At 65.5% G+C, this 17,137-nt stretch carries 14 protein-coding genes; 9 read left to right on the forward strand and 5 right to left on the reverse strand.

Annotation, left to right across the window (positions count from 1 at the left end):
* The first annotated feature begins 105 nt into the window (after positions 1 to 105).
* The 5 genes from ACOGI7_RS00200 to ACOGI7_RS00220 are packed head-to-tail and all read left to right on the forward strand — an operon-like array spanning position 106 to position 6,196.
* Positions 106 to 1,350 (forward strand): BMP family ABC transporter substrate-binding protein, encoded by a 1,245-nt coding sequence (locus ACOGI7_RS00200; protein WP_419849915.1) that lies wholly within the window; start codon positions 106 to 108, stop codon positions 1,348 to 1,350.
* 29 nt (positions 1,351 to 1,379) lie between these two features.
* On the forward strand, positions 1,380 to 2,897 hold the full coding sequence (locus ACOGI7_RS00205) for an ABC transporter ATP-binding protein (RefSeq protein ID WP_419849916.1): 1,518 nt from the start codon (positions 1,380 to 1,382) through the stop codon (positions 2,895 to 2,897).
* Positions 2,894 to 4,006 (forward strand): ABC transporter permease, encoded by a 1,113-nt coding sequence (locus tag ACOGI7_RS00210; protein ID WP_419849917.1) that lies wholly within the window; start codon positions 2,894 to 2,896, stop codon positions 4,004 to 4,006. The genes ACOGI7_RS00205 and ACOGI7_RS00210 overlap by 4 nt, the downstream gene beginning before the upstream one ends.
* Complete coding sequence (locus ACOGI7_RS00215; protein ID WP_419849918.1) at positions 4,006 to 4,962, forward strand: ABC transporter permease; 957 nt, start codon at positions 4,006 to 4,008, stop codon at positions 4,960 to 4,962. The genes ACOGI7_RS00210 and ACOGI7_RS00215 overlap by 1 nt, the downstream gene beginning before the upstream one ends.
* A 34-nt stretch (positions 4,963 to 4,996) precedes the next feature.
* A complete protein-coding gene (locus ACOGI7_RS00220) occupies positions 4,997 to 6,196 on the forward strand; it encodes an MFS transporter (RefSeq protein ID WP_419849919.1) in 1,200 nt (399 codons plus the stop codon).
* 4 nt (positions 6,197 to 6,200) lie between these two features.
* On the opposite strand, the gene ACOGI7_RS00225 is transcribed toward ACOGI7_RS00220, so the two are convergent.
* From ACOGI7_RS00225 to ACOGI7_RS00245, 5 genes are read right to left on the reverse strand one after another with little or no spacing between them, the layout of a single operon-like run.
* On the reverse strand, positions 6,201 to 7,217 hold the full coding sequence (locus tag ACOGI7_RS00225) for an acyl-CoA dehydrogenase family protein (RefSeq protein ID WP_419849920.1): 1,017 nt from the start codon (positions 7,215 to 7,217) through the stop codon (positions 6,201 to 6,203).
* Between the two features lie 7 nt (positions 7,218 to 7,224).
* Positions 7,225 to 9,222 carry a molybdopterin-containing oxidoreductase family protein gene (locus ACOGI7_RS00230; RefSeq protein ID WP_419849921.1) on the reverse strand — a complete coding sequence of 666 codons (1,998 nt, stop codon included), beginning with the start codon at positions 9,220 to 9,222 and terminating at the stop codon, positions 7,225 to 7,227.
* Complete coding sequence (locus ACOGI7_RS00235; RefSeq protein WP_419849922.1) at positions 9,215 to 10,054, reverse strand: SDR family NAD(P)-dependent oxidoreductase; 840 nt, start codon at positions 10,052 to 10,054, stop codon at positions 9,215 to 9,217. Before ACOGI7_RS00235 ends, ACOGI7_RS00230 begins: the two co-directional genes overlap by 8 nt.
* Complete coding sequence (locus tag ACOGI7_RS00240; protein WP_419849923.1) at positions 10,048 to 11,193, reverse strand: hypothetical protein; 1,146 nt, start codon at positions 11,191 to 11,193, stop codon at positions 10,048 to 10,050. The genes ACOGI7_RS00235 and ACOGI7_RS00240 overlap by 7 nt, the downstream gene beginning before the upstream one ends.
* Before the next feature lie 33 nt (positions 11,194 to 11,226).
* Positions 11,227 to 12,429, reverse strand: coding sequence for a CaiB/BaiF CoA transferase family protein (locus ACOGI7_RS00245; protein WP_419849924.1), 1,203 nt, complete (start codon positions 12,427 to 12,429; stop codon positions 11,227 to 11,229).
* A gap of 56 nt (positions 12,430 to 12,485) precedes the next feature.
* Between ACOGI7_RS00245 and ACOGI7_RS00250 the strand changes: the two genes are divergently transcribed.
* The 4 genes from ACOGI7_RS00250 (at position 12,486) to ACOGI7_RS00265 (ending at position 17,096) form a co-directional block, all read left to right on the forward strand.
* Positions 12,486 to 13,013 (forward strand): hypothetical protein, encoded by a 528-nt coding sequence (locus ACOGI7_RS00250; RefSeq protein ID WP_419851535.1) that lies wholly within the window; start codon positions 12,486 to 12,488, stop codon positions 13,011 to 13,013.
* Positions 13,014 to 13,118: 105 nt separating this feature from the next.
* A complete protein-coding gene (locus ACOGI7_RS00255) occupies positions 13,119 to 14,972 on the forward strand; it encodes an ABC transporter substrate-binding protein (protein WP_419849925.1) in 1,854 nt (617 codons plus the stop codon).
* Between the two features lie 110 nt (positions 14,973 to 15,082).
* Positions 15,083 to 16,036 (forward strand): ABC transporter permease, encoded by a 954-nt coding sequence (locus ACOGI7_RS00260; RefSeq protein WP_419849926.1) that lies wholly within the window; start codon positions 15,083 to 15,085, stop codon positions 16,034 to 16,036.
* Positions 16,029 to 17,096, forward strand: a complete 1,068-nt coding sequence (locus tag ACOGI7_RS00265) for an ABC transporter permease (protein WP_419849927.1) — start codon at positions 16,029 to 16,031, stop codon at positions 17,094 to 17,096. The genes ACOGI7_RS00260 and ACOGI7_RS00265 overlap by 8 nt, the downstream gene beginning before the upstream one ends.
* Positions 17,097 to 17,137: the final 41 nt, after the last annotated feature.

Consider the following 17,137-nt stretch of genomic DNA (forward strand, 5'->3'; position numbering starts at 1 on the left):
CGAATCGAAGTTGTAATGAAGCGGTAACGGAGCCTGTGGCACCCGTGTCAGCGTTAAAGGCTACTCTCTTGGGGCTGGCTTTTGAGCCGATCCAAGGAGGGAATAATGGCCAAGAAGTTCTTGCTGAAGCTGCTGGTAGTGGTGGCGACGATCACATTGGTCGCCGTCGGATGCGGAAACGACGACGATGACGCGGCTCCCGAGCCAGCGCCGGCAACCGAGGCACCAACCCCGGAACCGGAGCCCATGGACGAAGAACCGATGGACGAAGACACCATGGACGAAGAACCGATGGACGAAGAGCCCATGGAAGAAGAACCCATGGAAGAAGAACCCATGGGCGACGAGGTGGTTGCCGCGTTCATCTACGTGGGCCCACCGGGCGACGCGGGCTGGACGTGGGCGCATGACCAGGGCCGCCTGTTTGCCGAGGATCAGACCGGGGCGACCACGCTGTTCGTGGCGAGCGTCCCCGAGGTTGCCGAGGACTTCCGCGCGGTGGCGGTGGACTTCATCGAGAACGAGGGGGCCGACGTCATCTTCGCCACCTCCTTCGGATACATGGACCCCATGCTGGAGTTGGCCGGCGAGTACCCCGACGTGGTGTTCGAGCACGCCAGCGGTTACAAGATGAACGACACCAACTTCGGCAACTACTTCGGCCGCATGTACCAGCCCCGCTACCTGTCGGGGATGGCTGCGGGAGCGATCACCGAGGCCAACCAGATCGGCTATGTGGCCGCGTTCCCGATTCCCGAGGTTCTGCGGGGCATCAACGCCTTCACACTGGGGGCGCAGCGGGTGAACCCCGACGTGGAAGTCCACGTGACCTGGACCTTCACCTGGTTCGACCCCGCCGTTGAGGGCGACAGCGCGGCTGCCCTGCTCGAGGCCGGCGCCGACGTGATCGCCATGCACCAAGACTCCACGGCGCCCGGCATCGCCGCTCAGGAGGCCGGCGCCCGATGGGTGTCGTACAACTCCGACATGAGCGCCTTCGCCCCCGATGCGTTCATCACCGCACCGGTGTGGAACTGGGGCCCGTACTACGCCCGGATCATCGATGCCGTGGCTTCCGGCACCTATTCGCCGGGGGCCTACTGGGGCGGTATGGCCGACGGTATCGTCGCCCTGGCTCCGCTGGCCGACGATGTGCCGGCCGATGTCGCCGCGGAGATCGACGAGGTGGCTGCCCAACTGACCGACGGCTCATGGGACGTGTTCACCGGCGAGATCAGGGATCAAGACGGCAACGTGGTCGTGGCCGAAGGCGAGACGATGGACGACGGCTCAATGCTGGGCATGAGCTTCTTCGTCGAGGGTGTCGTCGGCGACGCCGATCCTTCTTGACCTAGGCCGGGAGTCTCCCGGGAACAGAAATGGCATCTTCTGATGCCGACCACGCGGTCTGGCTCCGGGGAATCGAGAAGCGATTCCCCGGAGTGATCGCCTGTGCCGGGGCCGACCTGCGGGTTCGCCCCGGCACGATTCACGCGTTGCTGGGTGAGAACGGCGCGGGCAAGACAACACTGGTCAACGTGCTGGCCGGGGTATACCGGCCCGATGCCGGCGAGGTGTGGGTGAACGGCCGGCGGCGCCAATTCAACTCGCCGGCCGATGCCATCGCTGCTGGCGTGGGGATGGTGTACCAGGAGTTCCGGCTGGTGCCCACCTTGACGGTGGCCGAGAACATCGTGCTGGGTTCCGCTCCCCGGCTGCTCCGGGAGGCGGAGATCGAAGACCGGGTGGCCGAGCTGTCGGCGGCCTACGGCATGGCCGCCGACCCCGGCCGCCCGGTGTGGCATCTCTCGATGGGCGAGCGCCAGCGGGTGGAGATCCTCAAGGCCCTGTGGAGGGACGCATCGGTTCTGGTCATGGACGAGCCCACTGCGGTGCTTACTCCCGGCGAGGCCGCAGAGTTGGGGGCCACGCTGCGGGCAATGGCCGACGACGGCCGGTCGATCGTCTATATAAGCCACAAGCTGGACGAGGTGGTGGCGTTTTGCGATGAGGCCACCGTTCTGCGCCTGGGCAAGACGGTGGCCACCGTGGACGATTTGGAGACGGTGGATCGGGCCGCGCTGGCCGAGTTGATGGTGGGGTCGTCAGAGGGCGGGTATGTGGATCGCCCGCCGCCCGTCGAGGCCGGCGGTGAGGCATTGGTGCTGGAGGGCGTCAGCGCCCTCAGCGACCGGGGCTTGCCCGCACTCTCCGACATAAGCCTCGCGGTGCGATCAGGGGAGATTGTGGGCATCGCCGGGGTGTCGGGCAACGGCCAAAAGGAGTTGGCCGAGACCATCGCGGGGCTGCGATCGCCTGTCGGGGGTCGGGTGGAGCTCAACCAGCAAGACATCACGCGGATTCCGCCCGGTGCCCGCTACCGCCTCGGCTTGGCCTATGTGCCCGAGGATCGCCTCGGGGTTGGGTTGGCCCCCAAGATGTCGGTGGTGGACAACTCAGTGGTCCGCTCGTATCGCTCCCAGCGGCGGGGCCTCATGCTGGTGATGGCCAGGTGTCTTCGCTTCTGCCAAGGCTTGGTGGAGAGGTTCGGGGTACGGGTGGGCCGACTCAACGACGCGGTGGCCGGTTTGTCGGGGGGCAATCTCCAGCGGTTGCTGCTGGGCCGGGAGCTGGCCGAGCAGCCATCGGTGCTGGTGGCGGCCCAGCCCACTCGGGGATTGGACGTGCAGGGGGTCGCAGCCATCCAAAGCCACCTTGTGGCCCAGCGGGCCGACGGGGTGGGGGTGTTGTTGATCTCTGAAGACCTGGACGAGCTGCTGGCCCTGTCCGACCGCCTCTTGGTGATGTATGAGGGCCGGGTGGTGGCCGAGCTGGACCCGGACGCCGCCACCAGGGGCGAGGTGGGCGCCGCGATGGCAGGCCAGGCGTCGGCATGATTCGACCGGTCTTGGCCCGGCGGGAGCAGGTAATCCCCGGTACCCAGGCGGTGGCCTTCGTGGTCGGCATCGCGGTGGCGCTGCTGCTGGGGGTGATTCTGTTATTGACCTCCGGCCACAACCCGGCCGAGGTGTACGAGCGGATGTTCGACTCGGCGTTCATGGGCACCGACTCGCTGTCCCGCACTCTGGAGCGGGCCACCCCGCTTGCGCTGACCGGTTTGGCGGTCGCGGTGGCCGGTTCGATGGGACTGTGGAACATCGGCGCGGAGGGTCAGATGATGGCCGGCGCCACCATCGCCACCGGGGTGGCCATGGTGGCCGACGGTCTGCCCGGCCCGCTGTTGATTGCGGTGATGATCGTGGCGGGCATTGCCGGAGGCATGGTGCTGATGCTCGGCCCTGCGCTGGCCCGGTCGCATCTGGGGGTGAGCGAGATCATCACCACGCTGATGCTGGTGTATGTGGCCATCCGGGTGGTGGAGTGGCTGGAGACCGGCCCGTGGAAAGATCCCGAGTCGTTCGGGTTTGCGGTGATCGAGCCGGTGCCGGAGCAGGCGGCGCTGCCGGGGCTCTTCGGCCGGGCCAACATCGGCATGCTGATCGCGTTGGGCCTGCTGATCGTGTTCTGGCTGGCCGTGTCCCGCACGGCATGGGGATATGAGTTGCGCTTGGCCGGGTCGTCGCCCAACACCGCCCGCTACGCCGGGGTCTCCCTGCGCCGGAAGATCTTGACGGCGCTCTTGTTGTCGGGCGGTATCGCTGGCTTGGCCGGTGCAGTGCAGCTCACCGGGTCGGCCACCCGACTGGAATCAGGGTTGTCCAACGGCTACGGGTTTGCCGGTATCATCGTGGCCGCCCTTGCCCTTATGCGCCCATCCGGCGTAGCGGTGGTGGCCTTTGTGTTCGGTGCGGTGCAGGTGGGCGGCCAGAGCATCCAGACCATGGGAGTGAGCTCGGCCAACTCCGACATATTGCAGGCCATGATCCTGTTCGGCGCCCTGGTGGCTGCGGTCTTCTTCAACTACCGGGTCCGCTGGACCGGGCCTTCTGGAGATTCGGCGGCCACAGAATCAGAGGAACCCGGAACAGCCGTGGAAGGCGCCTGATGTCTGAAGCGGCCTTAATCGGGTTGTTCGTGGCCACCGTGCAGTTCGGCACGCTGGTGTTCTTGGCTGCGCTGGGCGAGCTGATCGCCGAACGGTCTGGAGTGTTGAACCTCGGGGTGGAGGGGATGATGGCCATGGGCGCGGTGAGCGGGTTCATGGTCGGGCTGGAAACCGGCAGTCCGTGGGCCGCGTTCTTCGCCGCGGCTGCGGTGGGCGCTCTGGTGGGCGGATTCCACGCCCTGGTGAGCGTGGTGCTGGGGGCCGACCAGGTGGTGTCGGGCTTGGCCCTCACCATCGGCGGTCTGGGGCTAGCCGCCTATGTGGGCCGAAACGTGGTGGGGGAGAGGCCTGAAACCAAGTTCACCGACCTGGGGATTGCCGGGCTGGCCGACATTCCCTGGTTCGGCGAGATCTTCTTCGACCAGCCGCCGGTGGTGTACCTCGCCGTGCTGCTCGGTCTGGCGGTGTGGTTCGTGCTGACCCGCACGCGGCTGGGCCTGGCCCTGCGGGCGGTGGGTGAATCGGCGCCCACCACCGACGCCGTCGGCCATTCGGTGATGGCGCTGCGAGCAGGGGCGGTCATGGTCGGCGGAGCGTTTGCCGGAGCGGCGGGGGCGTTCCTCTCGTTATATATGGCCCCGGGCTGGACCGAGGGCATGGTGGCCGGCCGGGGCTGGATCGCGGTGGCCCTGGTGATCTTCGGGGCGTGGCGGCCGGGGCGCCTGGCCCTGGGTGCGCTGCTGTTCGGCTTCACACTGGCCCTGCAACCCCGCTTGCAGTCCTTCGACATCGAGCTGCTGGGGGTGGAGGTGAACCGGATCTCGCCGGCGCTGCTGGGCATCCTGCCGTTCGTGCTCACCGTGGTGGTGCTGGTGATCATCAGCTGGCGCTATCGCCACCGGCCTTCTCCCGCACCGGCCGCGCTGGGCCTGCCCTATCGCCGAGAAGAGCGCTGAGTCAATCGACCTGAGCGGGGAGTAGGGTTCCCCGATGGCTGTGAACACCTCCCTGGGTTCGGCGCGCCAATTTATGCCCTATTTCGTGGTCACCGGCGCGCTGTCCATGGGCTACGGCTCCGTGTTCACTCTCTTGGCTAAGTTTCGGGAGAAATTTGGTTTCAGCGAAACCGAATTGGGCTTCATAACGGCAGTAGGTTTTTTCGCCGGGGTCCTAGCACAGATCGGGCTGTCTCGTTTCGCCGACAAAGGTCATGTCGCGCTTCTCGTGCATTGTGGAGTGATTGTTGCCATCGTCTCCATGCTTGGCATGACGGTGGCTGATCAGGCCTGGCAGTTCACTGCCGCTCGGTTCTTCCTTGGTGCCGGAACAGGAGCAACTGGTCCCGCTATTCGGCGCATTCTCATCACCCGCGATCCGGCCAACATGGGCCAAAACCTGGGGACGATGGGGGCGTTCGACATATTCGGCTTTGTGCTTGGACCAGTGGCGGCGGGAGAGCTTGCCGAGTCATTCAACCTGCAAGCCCCATTCATATTCATGGCTGTTCTCTACACGTTTATCTACTTGTGGGTCTTCAGACTTGACCTCACCGTAAGTGAGGTCGCGACTACCAAGACTCGGATTTGGGAACTGTTCCGAATCCGATCCCTAAGGTCAGGGCTGCTAGCCGGCGCCGCGTTTTTCACCACAATCGGAGTTTTCGAAACGTCATGGGCAGTGCTGCTAGATGATCTTGGGGCCGGCACTCGGCTCATCTACTTTTCCATAAGTCTGTTCGCAGTTCCCATGATTCCACTGGCCCCGTTCGGAGGGAGAGTGGCCCATCGGCGCGGGCCAATGCGGGTGATGCCCGTTTCAATAATGGGAGCGGTGGCCTGCATGTTTGTGTACGGCTTTGTGGACTTCGTGTGGGTGCTGATTGCCGTGTCAGCCGCTCACGCCATGTTTGACGCGTTCACCATGCCCGCTGGACAGTTAGCGGTGGCCTTGTCAGCCCCTAGAGAGCAGGCCGCCGCGGCTCAAGGCCTCTACGGGGCCTTGGGCTTGGTCATTGCCGGTCTAGCTGCGCTTGCCACGGGGTCGGTCTACGACGCTTGGGGTCCCGAAATCTTGTTTGTTGGCTCGTCAGTGGTAATGGTGATTGCCCTCGCAGGTGCAGTTGCGCTGGGTAGTGAACTAATGGGTCCTCCGCGAAACCCCCCGAGTGAGTCCGTAACGACTGGTTCGTAGGCACCTAGGGTGCTTCACCCAGCAGGGTGGCGCCGACCAGCTCGAACATCTCGTCGGTCACGTGGACGTGCTGGGTGGCGGCGTGGGCGTCTCGGAAGCACTGATTGAGGGGATGATCTTGGTAGAGGACTGAGCCACCGCCTCGGCGGTAGGCCATCGACGCCACTTCCACGGCAATGTCGGCGGCATGGGTGGCGGCGGCCCGGGCTCGTTGCACCAGTTCGTCTTGCACTGGCTGATCTGCCACTCCCGCTGCCCAGAACTCGTCCAGCACTTCTAGTACCAGGGCCCGGGCGGCTCGCAGCTTGGTGTCGGCCTGGCCGAGGTCGCGCTGGAACGCTGGGCGCTCATCGAGGGGGGCTGCGCTGGTCAGGCGGTTCTTGCCCGCCGCGGCGATGGCGATCTCATCCAGCGCCCGCCGGGCGATACCCAGGCTCACCCCGCAGTGGTCGGGAGTGATCAAGGCGTACATGGGCAGTCGGTGCAGGATGCCGCCTCGAGGCGGCGGCTGGGACAGGTCGAACAGCCGGCTATGGGGCACGAACACCTCTTTGACGCTGTAGTCGTGGCTCAAGGTCTCCTCCAGGCCGCTGACCTGCCAGGTGTCGTGTACGGTCACCTGCTCCACCGGGATCACGGCCCATCGTGGCCCCAGCTCGGTGGTGCAGCCGGCCACCACCCAGGCGGCGTCGACGATGCCGGAGCCGAATCCCCATCGCCCGGTCAACACCACGCCGTCGGGGGCCGGTGCAGCCCTTCCCGACAGTGGGAACGTGCCGGTGAAAGGCGGCCAGGCTGCCCCTCCAGTGGCGCTGGCCGCCACCTCGTTCAGCCCGTCTTGCGGCAGGCGGGCGGCGGCTATGGCCGCTGAAGTGGTGGTGAATGTCTCGTTCCAGCCAGCTGATCCGTCGGCGCGGCTGGCGGCCTCGGTGGCCAGGAACTGGGAGCGCAGATCGGCTTCGAGGCCGCCGAGCTCTTTGGGGAGCTTCAGTTGCAGCAGACTCGGACTCTCGGTGCTCATGCGGCCCTCAAGCTGATTCTGCCGGGCTGAGCTGAACCGGCAGTCCCGACTGCCAGACCATGCCGGTGAGGGGATCGACGTCGGTTTCGGCGGTGGTGAGCGTGCAGACGTTGGGGTCGGCCCAGCCGTGGGGAATGGACACCGCACCGGGGGTGATCTCGTCGCTGGTGCGGGCTGTGCCCACCAGCTCGCCGTGGGCGCTGCGGACCTGCACCGGCTGTCCGTCGGCGATGCCGTGGTCGGGGTGGATCAGCACCTCGGGGCCGACATCGCCCAAGTCGCGGAGCTGCCCGTTCATGGTGCGCATCTGGCGGCGGGGCAGCAGCACGACCGGCGCGGGGTCGTCGAGGTCGGCCAACTGCTCCACCAGAGGCTCGGGGGCCAGACGCCAGCGGCCTTCGGGCAGCACCCGGTCGAGCACCCAACCGTGGACCGGGCGGGATTCGCCCACCAAGCCCCGCCGGGCAGCCAAAACGGTGGCGGCGTCGCTGCGGCCCCGCTCGGCGATGAGGGCCAGCAGGTCCTCGTCGGTGGCGGTGTCGGGGTCGACTCCCCGGGGCAGCACTCCCACACCCAGCCGACGGCCCAGGTCGGCGAAGACCTGCCACATGAGCCGGCGGTTGGCGCCGGGTGGAACCACGGCGGGGGTGTAGTGGGTGGCGATGGCTGGCTGGTAGGCGTCGAGCATCCAGGGTAGGTCGGCCCGCTCCAACTGCCCGGCGACGGGCAGCCGATGGGTGGCCAGCGCGGTGGTGTCGGTTTCCACCACGTCGGCCACTGCCAACACGTCGAGGGAGGCGAAGGCCGATTGGGTCCGGTCTCGGTCGGGGAAGGCGATCAGCGGGTTGCCGCCCACCACCACCAGCGCCCGCACGTTGCCGGCCTCGATCTCGTCTACCAAGGCTGCACACGGGTACTCGCCGAAGCGGCGGGGGAGCTCGGGACGGCTGGCCGGTCCGGGTTCGGGCTGGCCGTCGGAGGGCTGCCAGCTTCGGGTGTCGAGCTGCATCAGGTAGCCGGGGTTGAACCACATCCCTCCCGGCTGGTCGTAAGAGCCGGTGACCGCGGCCAGCGCCCACAGAAGCCACTCGGTGACGTTGGCATGGCGGCCCATGGACACTCCGGTGCCCGACAGCACCGATAACCGGCCCGCGGTTCGCACTGCGTCGAGGAGTTCGAGCAGTTCGGCGGGGTCTAGCCCGGTGCCGGTTGCCGCCCGGTCCAGGGTGAAGGGGGCCACCGCGGCAGTGAGGTCTTCGACCCCTACCGAGTGCTCGTTCAAGTAGTCCCAATCGGCCCCATCGTCGAGCAGCTCACGCACCAGCCAGCCCAGGATCAGGTAGTCGGTGCTGGGCCGGGGGGCCAGATGGCGGTCGGCGAGGCGGGCGGTCTCGGTGCGGCGGGGATCGATCACCCACACCGGGCCGCGCTTCTGCTGGGCCCGCAGCCGGGTAATGGGGTCGGCCAAGCCGTTGCCGTGGCCGTGAGACACCACCGGGTTGGTGCCCACCAGAAGGAGCATCCGGGCCGCTTCCTGGTCCCACATGGGGGTTATCCCCGACCAGCCCCCCATGAGCTCGGCCACCAGCGGGCGCATGGGAGTGTCGATGGTGGTGGCGGTGTACTTCTGGCGGGAGCCGATGGCACCCAGGAACCGCTCGGCGGCCCGGCGACCGTTGGCGTCGTACGCCGAGCCGCTGGCCAGGTACATGGCCACCGCGTCAGGGCCGCTTTCTTCGATGATGGCGGCTAGGCGGCTGCCCAGGTCATCGAGGCATTGGTCCCACCCCACGGCCTGATCGCCGATCTGGGGTCGGTCGAGCCGGTGCGGGTGGTGGTGCCATTCGGGCAACGCCCGGCCCTTCGGACAGGTGTAGCCCTTGGAGATGGGGTGGGCGTCGTCGCCTCTCACCTTTAATACCTGGTCGCCCTCGACGGTGACCGTGATGCCGCACATGGCGGTGCAGATGCGGCAGAAGGAGTGAACCTCCTGGGCCTTAGACAATGCCCCGGGCGCGGTCGATGCTCCATTGGCTCGCCGATGGAGCGTTGGAGCTGGTCTTGTGAGCGATCTCGGCCATGATGCCCTCCTGCTGGGCTAGGCCCACCATGCTCTCCAGCCTTCCGGTGTAGGAGGTGGGCTGTTGGAGCATCCACACGATGCCCTCGGCGGAAACCGAGGTGTCGGCCCAGGTGGAGTGATCGGCGTCGGGAGCGTTCATCACAAAGCCCTCGCTGGCCACCGCGGTATCGATGCGGAAGCAGTTCACGGCGATACCGTCCTCAGCCAGAATGGCCGCGCTGCTCACGGTCAGGTGCTCCAGTGCGGTTTTGGACATGCCGTAGGTCATCAGCGATGGGAAATAGGCGAGGCCGGCCGCCGAGGAGACGTTGATGATTCGCCCGCCGCGTTCGGCCAAATAGGGTCGGCAAAGCTGGGTGGCCAGCAGCGGGGCCGTGGTGTTGATGGCCATGGTCAGCTCATAGCGCTTTAGCTCAATCTCGAGGTCGCCCACGAAGGTCACCGCGGCGTTGTTCACCAGGGCGTCGATGCGGCCGAAGTGGCTCACCACGGTTTCCACCATGGCCTCGATCTGGTCGGGGCGGGACAGGTCGCAGGGCACGGCCAAGCCGTCGCCGCCAGCCTCGTCAACTGCTGCTGCGGTTTCGTCCACCGTGCCGGGCAGCTTGAATCGGGCCGAGTCGGTAGCTCGGGCCACACAGGCCACCCCCGCGCCCAACTCGCCGAGGCGGATGGCCAGGCCTGCGCCTACGCCTCGGCTGGCTCCGGTGACGATCACCACCTGGTCGGCAAAAGACTGCTCTTGACTCACCATGGCCTCACATCATCGTTCAAGCCCAAGAAGGGCACTCGCCCCGAGCAGATCACGATCTGGTGGCCGGCCAGCGGCTGGCCGTTCACCGTGCCCACCGCTGGCGCCTCGCGGTGGCCGGGGACGCGGACCTCGCCGGAGGGGAGCACCACGTTTTCGGGGTGGGACAGGTCGTAGGTGTCGGTCTCGGAGTAGTACTGCCCCCGGTAGACCCCGAGGCCGCCGCCGTCCTCCCAGCCCCAGTCGTAGCCGGTGCCGATCATGGCCCAGTCGCGGTGGATCTGGTTGGTCTCGATCTCGTAAACCTCTCCGGCCGAGTCGGTGAACTGCGACCGAACCTGGCGCCAGCGGCGGGTGTCGTCCCAGAAGTCAACCTCGAACTCGGCGGCCACCACCTCGGTCTCGGAGCCGTCAGACTGTCCGATTACCCCGTCCAAATAGTGCTGGCGGCCGTCACCGGTGCTGTGGACCTGCACGTGGCCGCCGAAGTCGGGGCACGAGAACGGCAGCCAGTAAAACACCGAGCCGTGCTGGGCCCGCACGTCGATGCCGTCCTCGCCGGTGACCGGTTCGGGCCCAGCGGTTTGGGGTCGCACTCCCCAGGAGTGATCCCGGCCGCCCCACCAGTTCTCCACGGAGTAGTCGGTGCCATCGAGGGTAACGGTCCCGTCCATTCGGCCCACCTGGGTATAGCGCCGGTAGTCCTGGGTGACCCGGCCTCGAACCCGGCTGAAGTGGTGGTCTTCCTCTTTGGGGGGCAGGAAGCCAGTCCACGTCAGGTCCATCTCGATGGGGTGATCGCTGCCCGAGGCGGTTAGGCGAACTTTTTTGAACGGTTCGATGATCTCGATGTCGAGCGGTCCCACCCCCACCCGGTCGATGTCGGGGCGCAACGCCCGGCTGAAGCGGAAGTTCCGCTGATTGCTGCCCCCGTCGTCGCGGGGCACCTGGCAGGCCACGAAGCCGTCGAACACGTTCATGTTCATGTAGAGACCCACCCCGATGATCATGGTCAGCGACCCGGCCGGGTCGTAGCACGAGAACCAGTACCGGTCGAAGAACCGGGGGTCGCTGGTCCCCACGTGATCGAAAGTGGTGGGTATCTGATGGCGCAGCGTCTCGTCGAGTCTGGTCAAAGGCACGGCGACATCCTATGGCTGGGAGTTCGGGAAGGCTCAGGCCACGGTGCCGCTGGAGCGCAACTCCGCTATCTGATCGGGAGTGCGGCCCATTTCAGCCAGGACCTCGTCGGTGTGCTCCCCCAACTCAGGAGCTAGGGCACGGGGTGCCCACGGCGTGCCGTGGAAGTCGACCGGGGTGGCCAGCATGGTGGTACCGGTGGCCCCGTCGGGCACCTCCACCAGCGCGCCCGACGGGCCGGTCTGGGGATCGGCCAGCAAGTCGTCGAGGGTGTTCACCGGGGCCCAGAACATGTCGGGCTCGGTGGCGAAGATCTCGGCCCACTCATCCAAGGGTCGAGCGGCGAAGGCCTCGTCGAGGGCGGCGATCAGCTCCACGGCGTTGACGGCCCGGTCGCGGGGGGTGGCGAACCGCTCGTCGTCGATCCACTCGGGATGGCCCACGGCTCGGGCCAGCGGGGGCCAGTGGCGGTCGCCCTCCAGGCCCACTACCCAGAACCGTCTCCCGTCGCCCGCGGTGTAGTTGTTTATGGCCGGGTTGCCCATGGCCTCCCGGGTGCCCACTGCCATGTTGAGGCCCCACATCAACAGCACGTTGATGTCGAAACCGATGGTGTACATGCCCTCGCGGAACAGCGACGACGACACCATCTGGCCCTCGCCGGTGCGCTCCCGGTGGTACAGGGCCGCGCTGATGGCCGCCGCTCCGGCTAGGCCCACGTTGTGGTCGCCCATCCCGCCCCGCTGGAAGGGGAGCGCGCCGCCGGGCGGGGTGAGTTGGGCGGCGATGCCTGAACGGGCCCAGAAGGCGGCGATGTCGTAGGCGGGGCGGTCGGCGTCGGGACCTTCGAGCCCGTAGCCGGTGATGGCGCAGTAGATCAGTCCCGGGTTGCGGGCAGCCAGCGACTGGTAGTCCAGCCCCAGCCGGTCGAGGGCGCTCAGCCGCAGGTTGGTGAGGAACACGTCGGACTCATCGATGATCTCCGCCGCGATGGCCTGACCTTCAGGATGGGCCAGATCAACCACCACCGATCGCTTGGAGCGGTTGTCCAGTTCGAACACGGGATTGGTGGGCATGTCTCCGCCCAGCATCTGCTGGAAGGTCCTCGCTGGGTCGCCGGCGGGGGGCTCGATCTTCACCACGTCGGCCCCCCAATCGCTCAAAATGCCACCCGCCGCGGGGCCGGCCACCCACACCCCGAGCTCGACCACCTTCACTCCATCCATCGGACCTGTCATGCGTTGAGCATAGAAAGGCTGACGGACGGCACTTACACTCCAACGCCATCAAGGTTCTGTTTGTCTGCACGGGGAACATCTGCCGCTCGCCGATGGCCGAGGTGCTGTTCGCCCATCTGGCCCCCGACGTGGAGGTGGGCTCGGCCGGGACCATGGACTGGAGTGGGCAGCCCGCCCACGAGTACGCCATAGCCGCCATGGCTGAGCGGGGGCTGGACTTGTCGGCCCACCGCAGCCGCCGCCTCTCGGAGTATCTGGTGGACGAATCCGATCTTATTGTGGCCATGACGAGAAACCACGGCTGGGCGGTGGCTGCTCGCAGCGAGGCCAAGGCGGCGGCCACCTTCCTGCCCGCCGAGCTCTCGCGGCTTGCCGCTGAGGCGGGCGACCGAAACGGGACCGACGCCGCCGAGTGGGTGGCCCGCTTGCATTCCCAGCGCGAAACCCGGGCCCAAACACAATTCATAGGCCGGGCTGTTGACGAGATTCCCGACCCCATCGGCGAGTCTTTGCCCTACTTTCGGGTTATTGCCGACCGTTTGGAACGGGAGCTTGCCCCCGCCGCCGCCCGATTGCAGTCATAGCAGCGGCGACGCTTTGCGCGAACTCCAAACAAATCCCTAAGGTCTGGCAACTTGCAGTCGGTTGAGGCCCGGCTGCCCATAGCCAAACCCGAGGGGGTCATGCTCATGAAATCGCGTTGGTTGAGGCTCTTTGCCGTCCTGTTGGCGCTCACCGTGTTTGCCGTGTCTTGCGGCAACGATGACGACGACGGTCCAGGGGTAACCGCAGGGACACCTGCACCCGCAGCCGAAGAAGAGCCTGAGGACGAGGCTCCCGCTGAGGAGGCTCCCGCTGAGGAGGCTCCCGCGGAGGAGGCTCCCGCGGAGGAGGCTCCCGCCGAGGAAGAGTCCGTCGATGACGTTCAGATCACCATTGAGGGGTCTGAAGAAGAAGTTGCTGAGGGCGAAGTGCCCACCGGCAACGTCGGCCATACCGATGGCACCATCCTCCTGACTGAGTGCAGCGACGGGCGGCCCACCGGTGGCACGCTGACCATGGGGATGTTCGGTGAGATCACCGGCTGGGATCCCACATTGATCCAAGGGGGTGCGTCGCTGGGCGGTACCCAGATGACGGCCATCTACGACGGGCTCTTCTATCTGGATCTCCCCACCCAGAAGATTCTTCCTGGCTTGGCTGAGAGCATCACCACCGATGACTTCCTGGTGTTCGTTCTGACGCTGCGCGAAGGCATCAATTTCACCGACGGCACATCCCTCAATGCCGATGCCTTCATTTGGAATATCGAGCACCATCAAAGAAAAGAGGTCGGTTCGCAGTCTGCGGCCCAGGCCAACCTCATTGCCTCGATGGACAAGATCAACGATCACACCATCGAGATCACTCTGACGGGTGTGAACGCAACCTTCCCGCAGGTGTTCACCAACCGCTTGGCGTGGATGATGTCGCCCACTGCCTATCAGGATGGCCAGGATGCAGAGACCGGCCTGAATACCGGCATCAATGTGAATCCGGTCGGCATCGGTGCCGGTCCGTTCATGTTCGAGTCTTGGACCCAGGACGACGAGGCGGTTCTCGTCCGCAACCCGGACTACTTCCGAGAGGGCTGCCCCTACCTGGACAAGGTGGTCTTCAAGCCCATCATTGAAGCCTCGGCGCGCTACAACGCCTTCAAGGCGGGTGATTTGGATATCGCCTTCGACCGCGAACCGACCAACGTCAATGACGCCAGGGACAGGGGTGTCAACACCACGACCCGGACTGACAACCACGGTGGTTACTGGATGCTCAACAACCAGAAGGTGCCGTTCAACGTCCGGGCTTGTCGTGTGGCAGTGGCCCACGCCATCGACTACGACACTGCAAACGAAATCGCTTGGAAAGGCCTCCGGTCCGTCCCCCGCCAGCTCATGCGGGAAGGATCAATCTGGCATGATCCTGACCCCGCGGCGGTCCTTCCGGGCTACGACCCGGATGCGGCGGCTGCGGCGCTCGAAGAATGCGAAGCCGAGCTAGGCGGCCCGCTGGAGTTCGAGACCTTCTGCACCACGGACCCGGTCAACCAGCTCCTCACCGAGACGTTGATTGCCATGTGGGCGGAATTGGGGATAAGCGTCACCGCCAACTGCACCGAGGTGGGCGAGATGGTGAGCGCGGTATTCTCCGGCGAGGCAGTAGCCAACCCGTGGGCTATCCCGGTCGCCGATCCCGACTACATGCACGACACGTACTACGGCGACTCCCCCGAAGACGGCGTATGCGGCGAAGGCCTGCCATTCCGCAACTGGGCCAGGGCGTGCTCTCCCGAGTTCGACGCTGCACTCGTCGCGGGCCGTCAAGGCCTTACCTACGAGGAGCGCTACGAGGCCTACAGCCGGTTCCAGCGAAAGTTCGCTGAGCAGGTGCCGGTCATCATCTTGGACAAGCCGGAAACTGGCTACTACTACACCGACGAGGTATCGGGCGTATTCCAGTCGGAGACCGGCCTCCTCCTCTTGGGCTTCGTCGCTAAGGGCTAGTCGACAACTTCTACAGAGATCCAGGGGGTGGGCACCATACGTGCCCACCCCCTGACCTGTGGGGCATCATGTACGGGGCCGAGCTGAGGCATCGGGGGAGGTGACGAACGTTGAAGACCATCGGGCGCAGCATCATCCGGTTGATCCCGGTGCTGCTCATCGTGAGCTTCTTCACCTCGTCGTATGTTGAGTTTCTCAGCGGTGATCCCACCGTTCGCCTGCTCGGTCAGGAACGGGCCCAAGAGCCAGGTGCCAGAGAATTCGTAAACCGAGAACTGCACCTCGATGACAACGTGGTGGTCCGCTACGGCAAGTGGCTGGGAGATGTGGTCACTGGAGACCTGGGGGAGTCGGTCAAGACCCCGGGCTTGACGGTGGTCTCGGAGTTGCGCAATCGGCTGCCGGTCACTTTGGAGATCGCCCTCGTGGCCCAGATCTTCGCCCTGCTGATTTCGATTCCCCTGGGGGTGTATGCCGCCTATCGGTCGGGAAGCAGGGCCGACCGAACTCTGAATTCAGCCTCGTTTGCTGCCATTTCGCTGCCCCAGTTCTTGGTGGGCATCTTGCTCGTGCTCATCCTGTTCAACCAGCTCGACCTGCTGCCGCCGCAAGGATGGACGCGGCTCACCGAGTGGGACTGGTGGGACCACATACAGCGATTGATCATGCCCGTCATTGCCCTGTCTCTCACCGAGATCGCGGTGTTCCAGCGGTTGTTGCGGGCGGACATGATGGCCACGCTCCAAAATGACTTTGTGCTCACCGCCAAGGCCAAGGGCATGTCTCCCACCCACATTCTCTTCCGCCATGCCCTGCGGCCGTCGTCGTTCTCGCTCATCACCCTGGCCGGAGTGAGCACGGGTCGCCTCATCGGTGGAACGGTCATCATCGAGGTGCTGTTCACCATCCCGGGCGTCGGAAGGAAGATGGTCGATTCAATCCTCGGCAACGACTTGGTCATGTTGCAGGGGATGGTGATCACGGTGGTGGTGGCCTACGTATTGCTCAACTTGCTGGTGGAGATCACCTACGCGTTGCTCGACCCAAGGATCAGACGTGGCTGATGTCTCAGTAGCGGCGAGCGATCCGGTGATGATCCACATCGCCGATCCCGAACGACGTCGTCGGACTCGCAACTTGTGGGAGGGGATTGCCCGCATCGTCGTGGGCGCACCCTTGCTGGTTGTACAGCTCAACGTGCTGTACGACAGCACTCCATGGTTGCAAGTGATCGTCACTCTGGCGGCCTTCTACGGCATCGTTACCGGTTTGGGGATGCTGATCAAGGCGGTTTTCGGCTCCCACGTCGATCCAGCCACTTGGCTTTCGGTGGTCTGGATCGCGGTGGTCCTGGTGTTCGTGTTCTTGCAGCTCGGTGGTCTGTTCGACGGGCTCACCGCCGACTTCGACAATCGACAGCAACCGCCGGAGTTCAGCACCCATGAGCCCTTGGGCACCGACCGAGTCGGAAAGAGCGTCATGAATCAGGCCATTCAAGGAGCCCGGGTGTCGCTGATCGTGGGCCTTGGCTCCGTGGGCATCGGGCTGGCGGTGGGAACGATCGTGGGCTTGGTTGCCGGCTTCTTCCGAGGTCCAACCGAGGGGGTATTCAACATCCTCACCGACTCGATCTTGGCTTTTCCTGCCCTGATTCTGCTGTTCACCATCGTGGCCATATTCGGCGGCAGCGTGCTGGTGGTCACCCTGGCGCTGTCCATGCTCAGCATTCCCACCATGGGCCGGCTGGCCCGGGCCAACACCCTCACGTTCGCCGCCCGGGAGTTCGTCACCGCAGCCAAGGCCATGGGGGCATCCAACAGCCGGATTTTGTTCCGGGAGATCATGCCCAACGTGGCGCTGCCCCTCGCTTCCTATGCGGTCATCATCGTGGCGGTGGTGATTGTGGCCGAAGCCTCGCTGAGCTTCCTTGGAGTGGGGATCGACCCGATCAGAACCCCCACTTGGGGCAACATGATCAGCGAGGGCCGCCAACACACGGTGTTGCAAGACGCCCCCCACATCGTGTTCGTGCCCGGTGTGTTGATGTTCCTCACCGTGCTGTCGCTGAACCGCATCGGCGAATCCCTCCGAGGCCTCTGGGACCCCCGCGAAGCCAAGCTCTAAAGCAGATCGATAATTCGCGTTAGCTTTTTCTGGTGCGGATC

This window comes from Candidatus Poriferisocius sp. (assembly GCF_965204145.1).
In the GTDB taxonomy this organism is placed as follows: domain Bacteria; phylum Actinomycetota; class Acidimicrobiia; order Acidimicrobiales; family Bin134; genus Poriferisocius.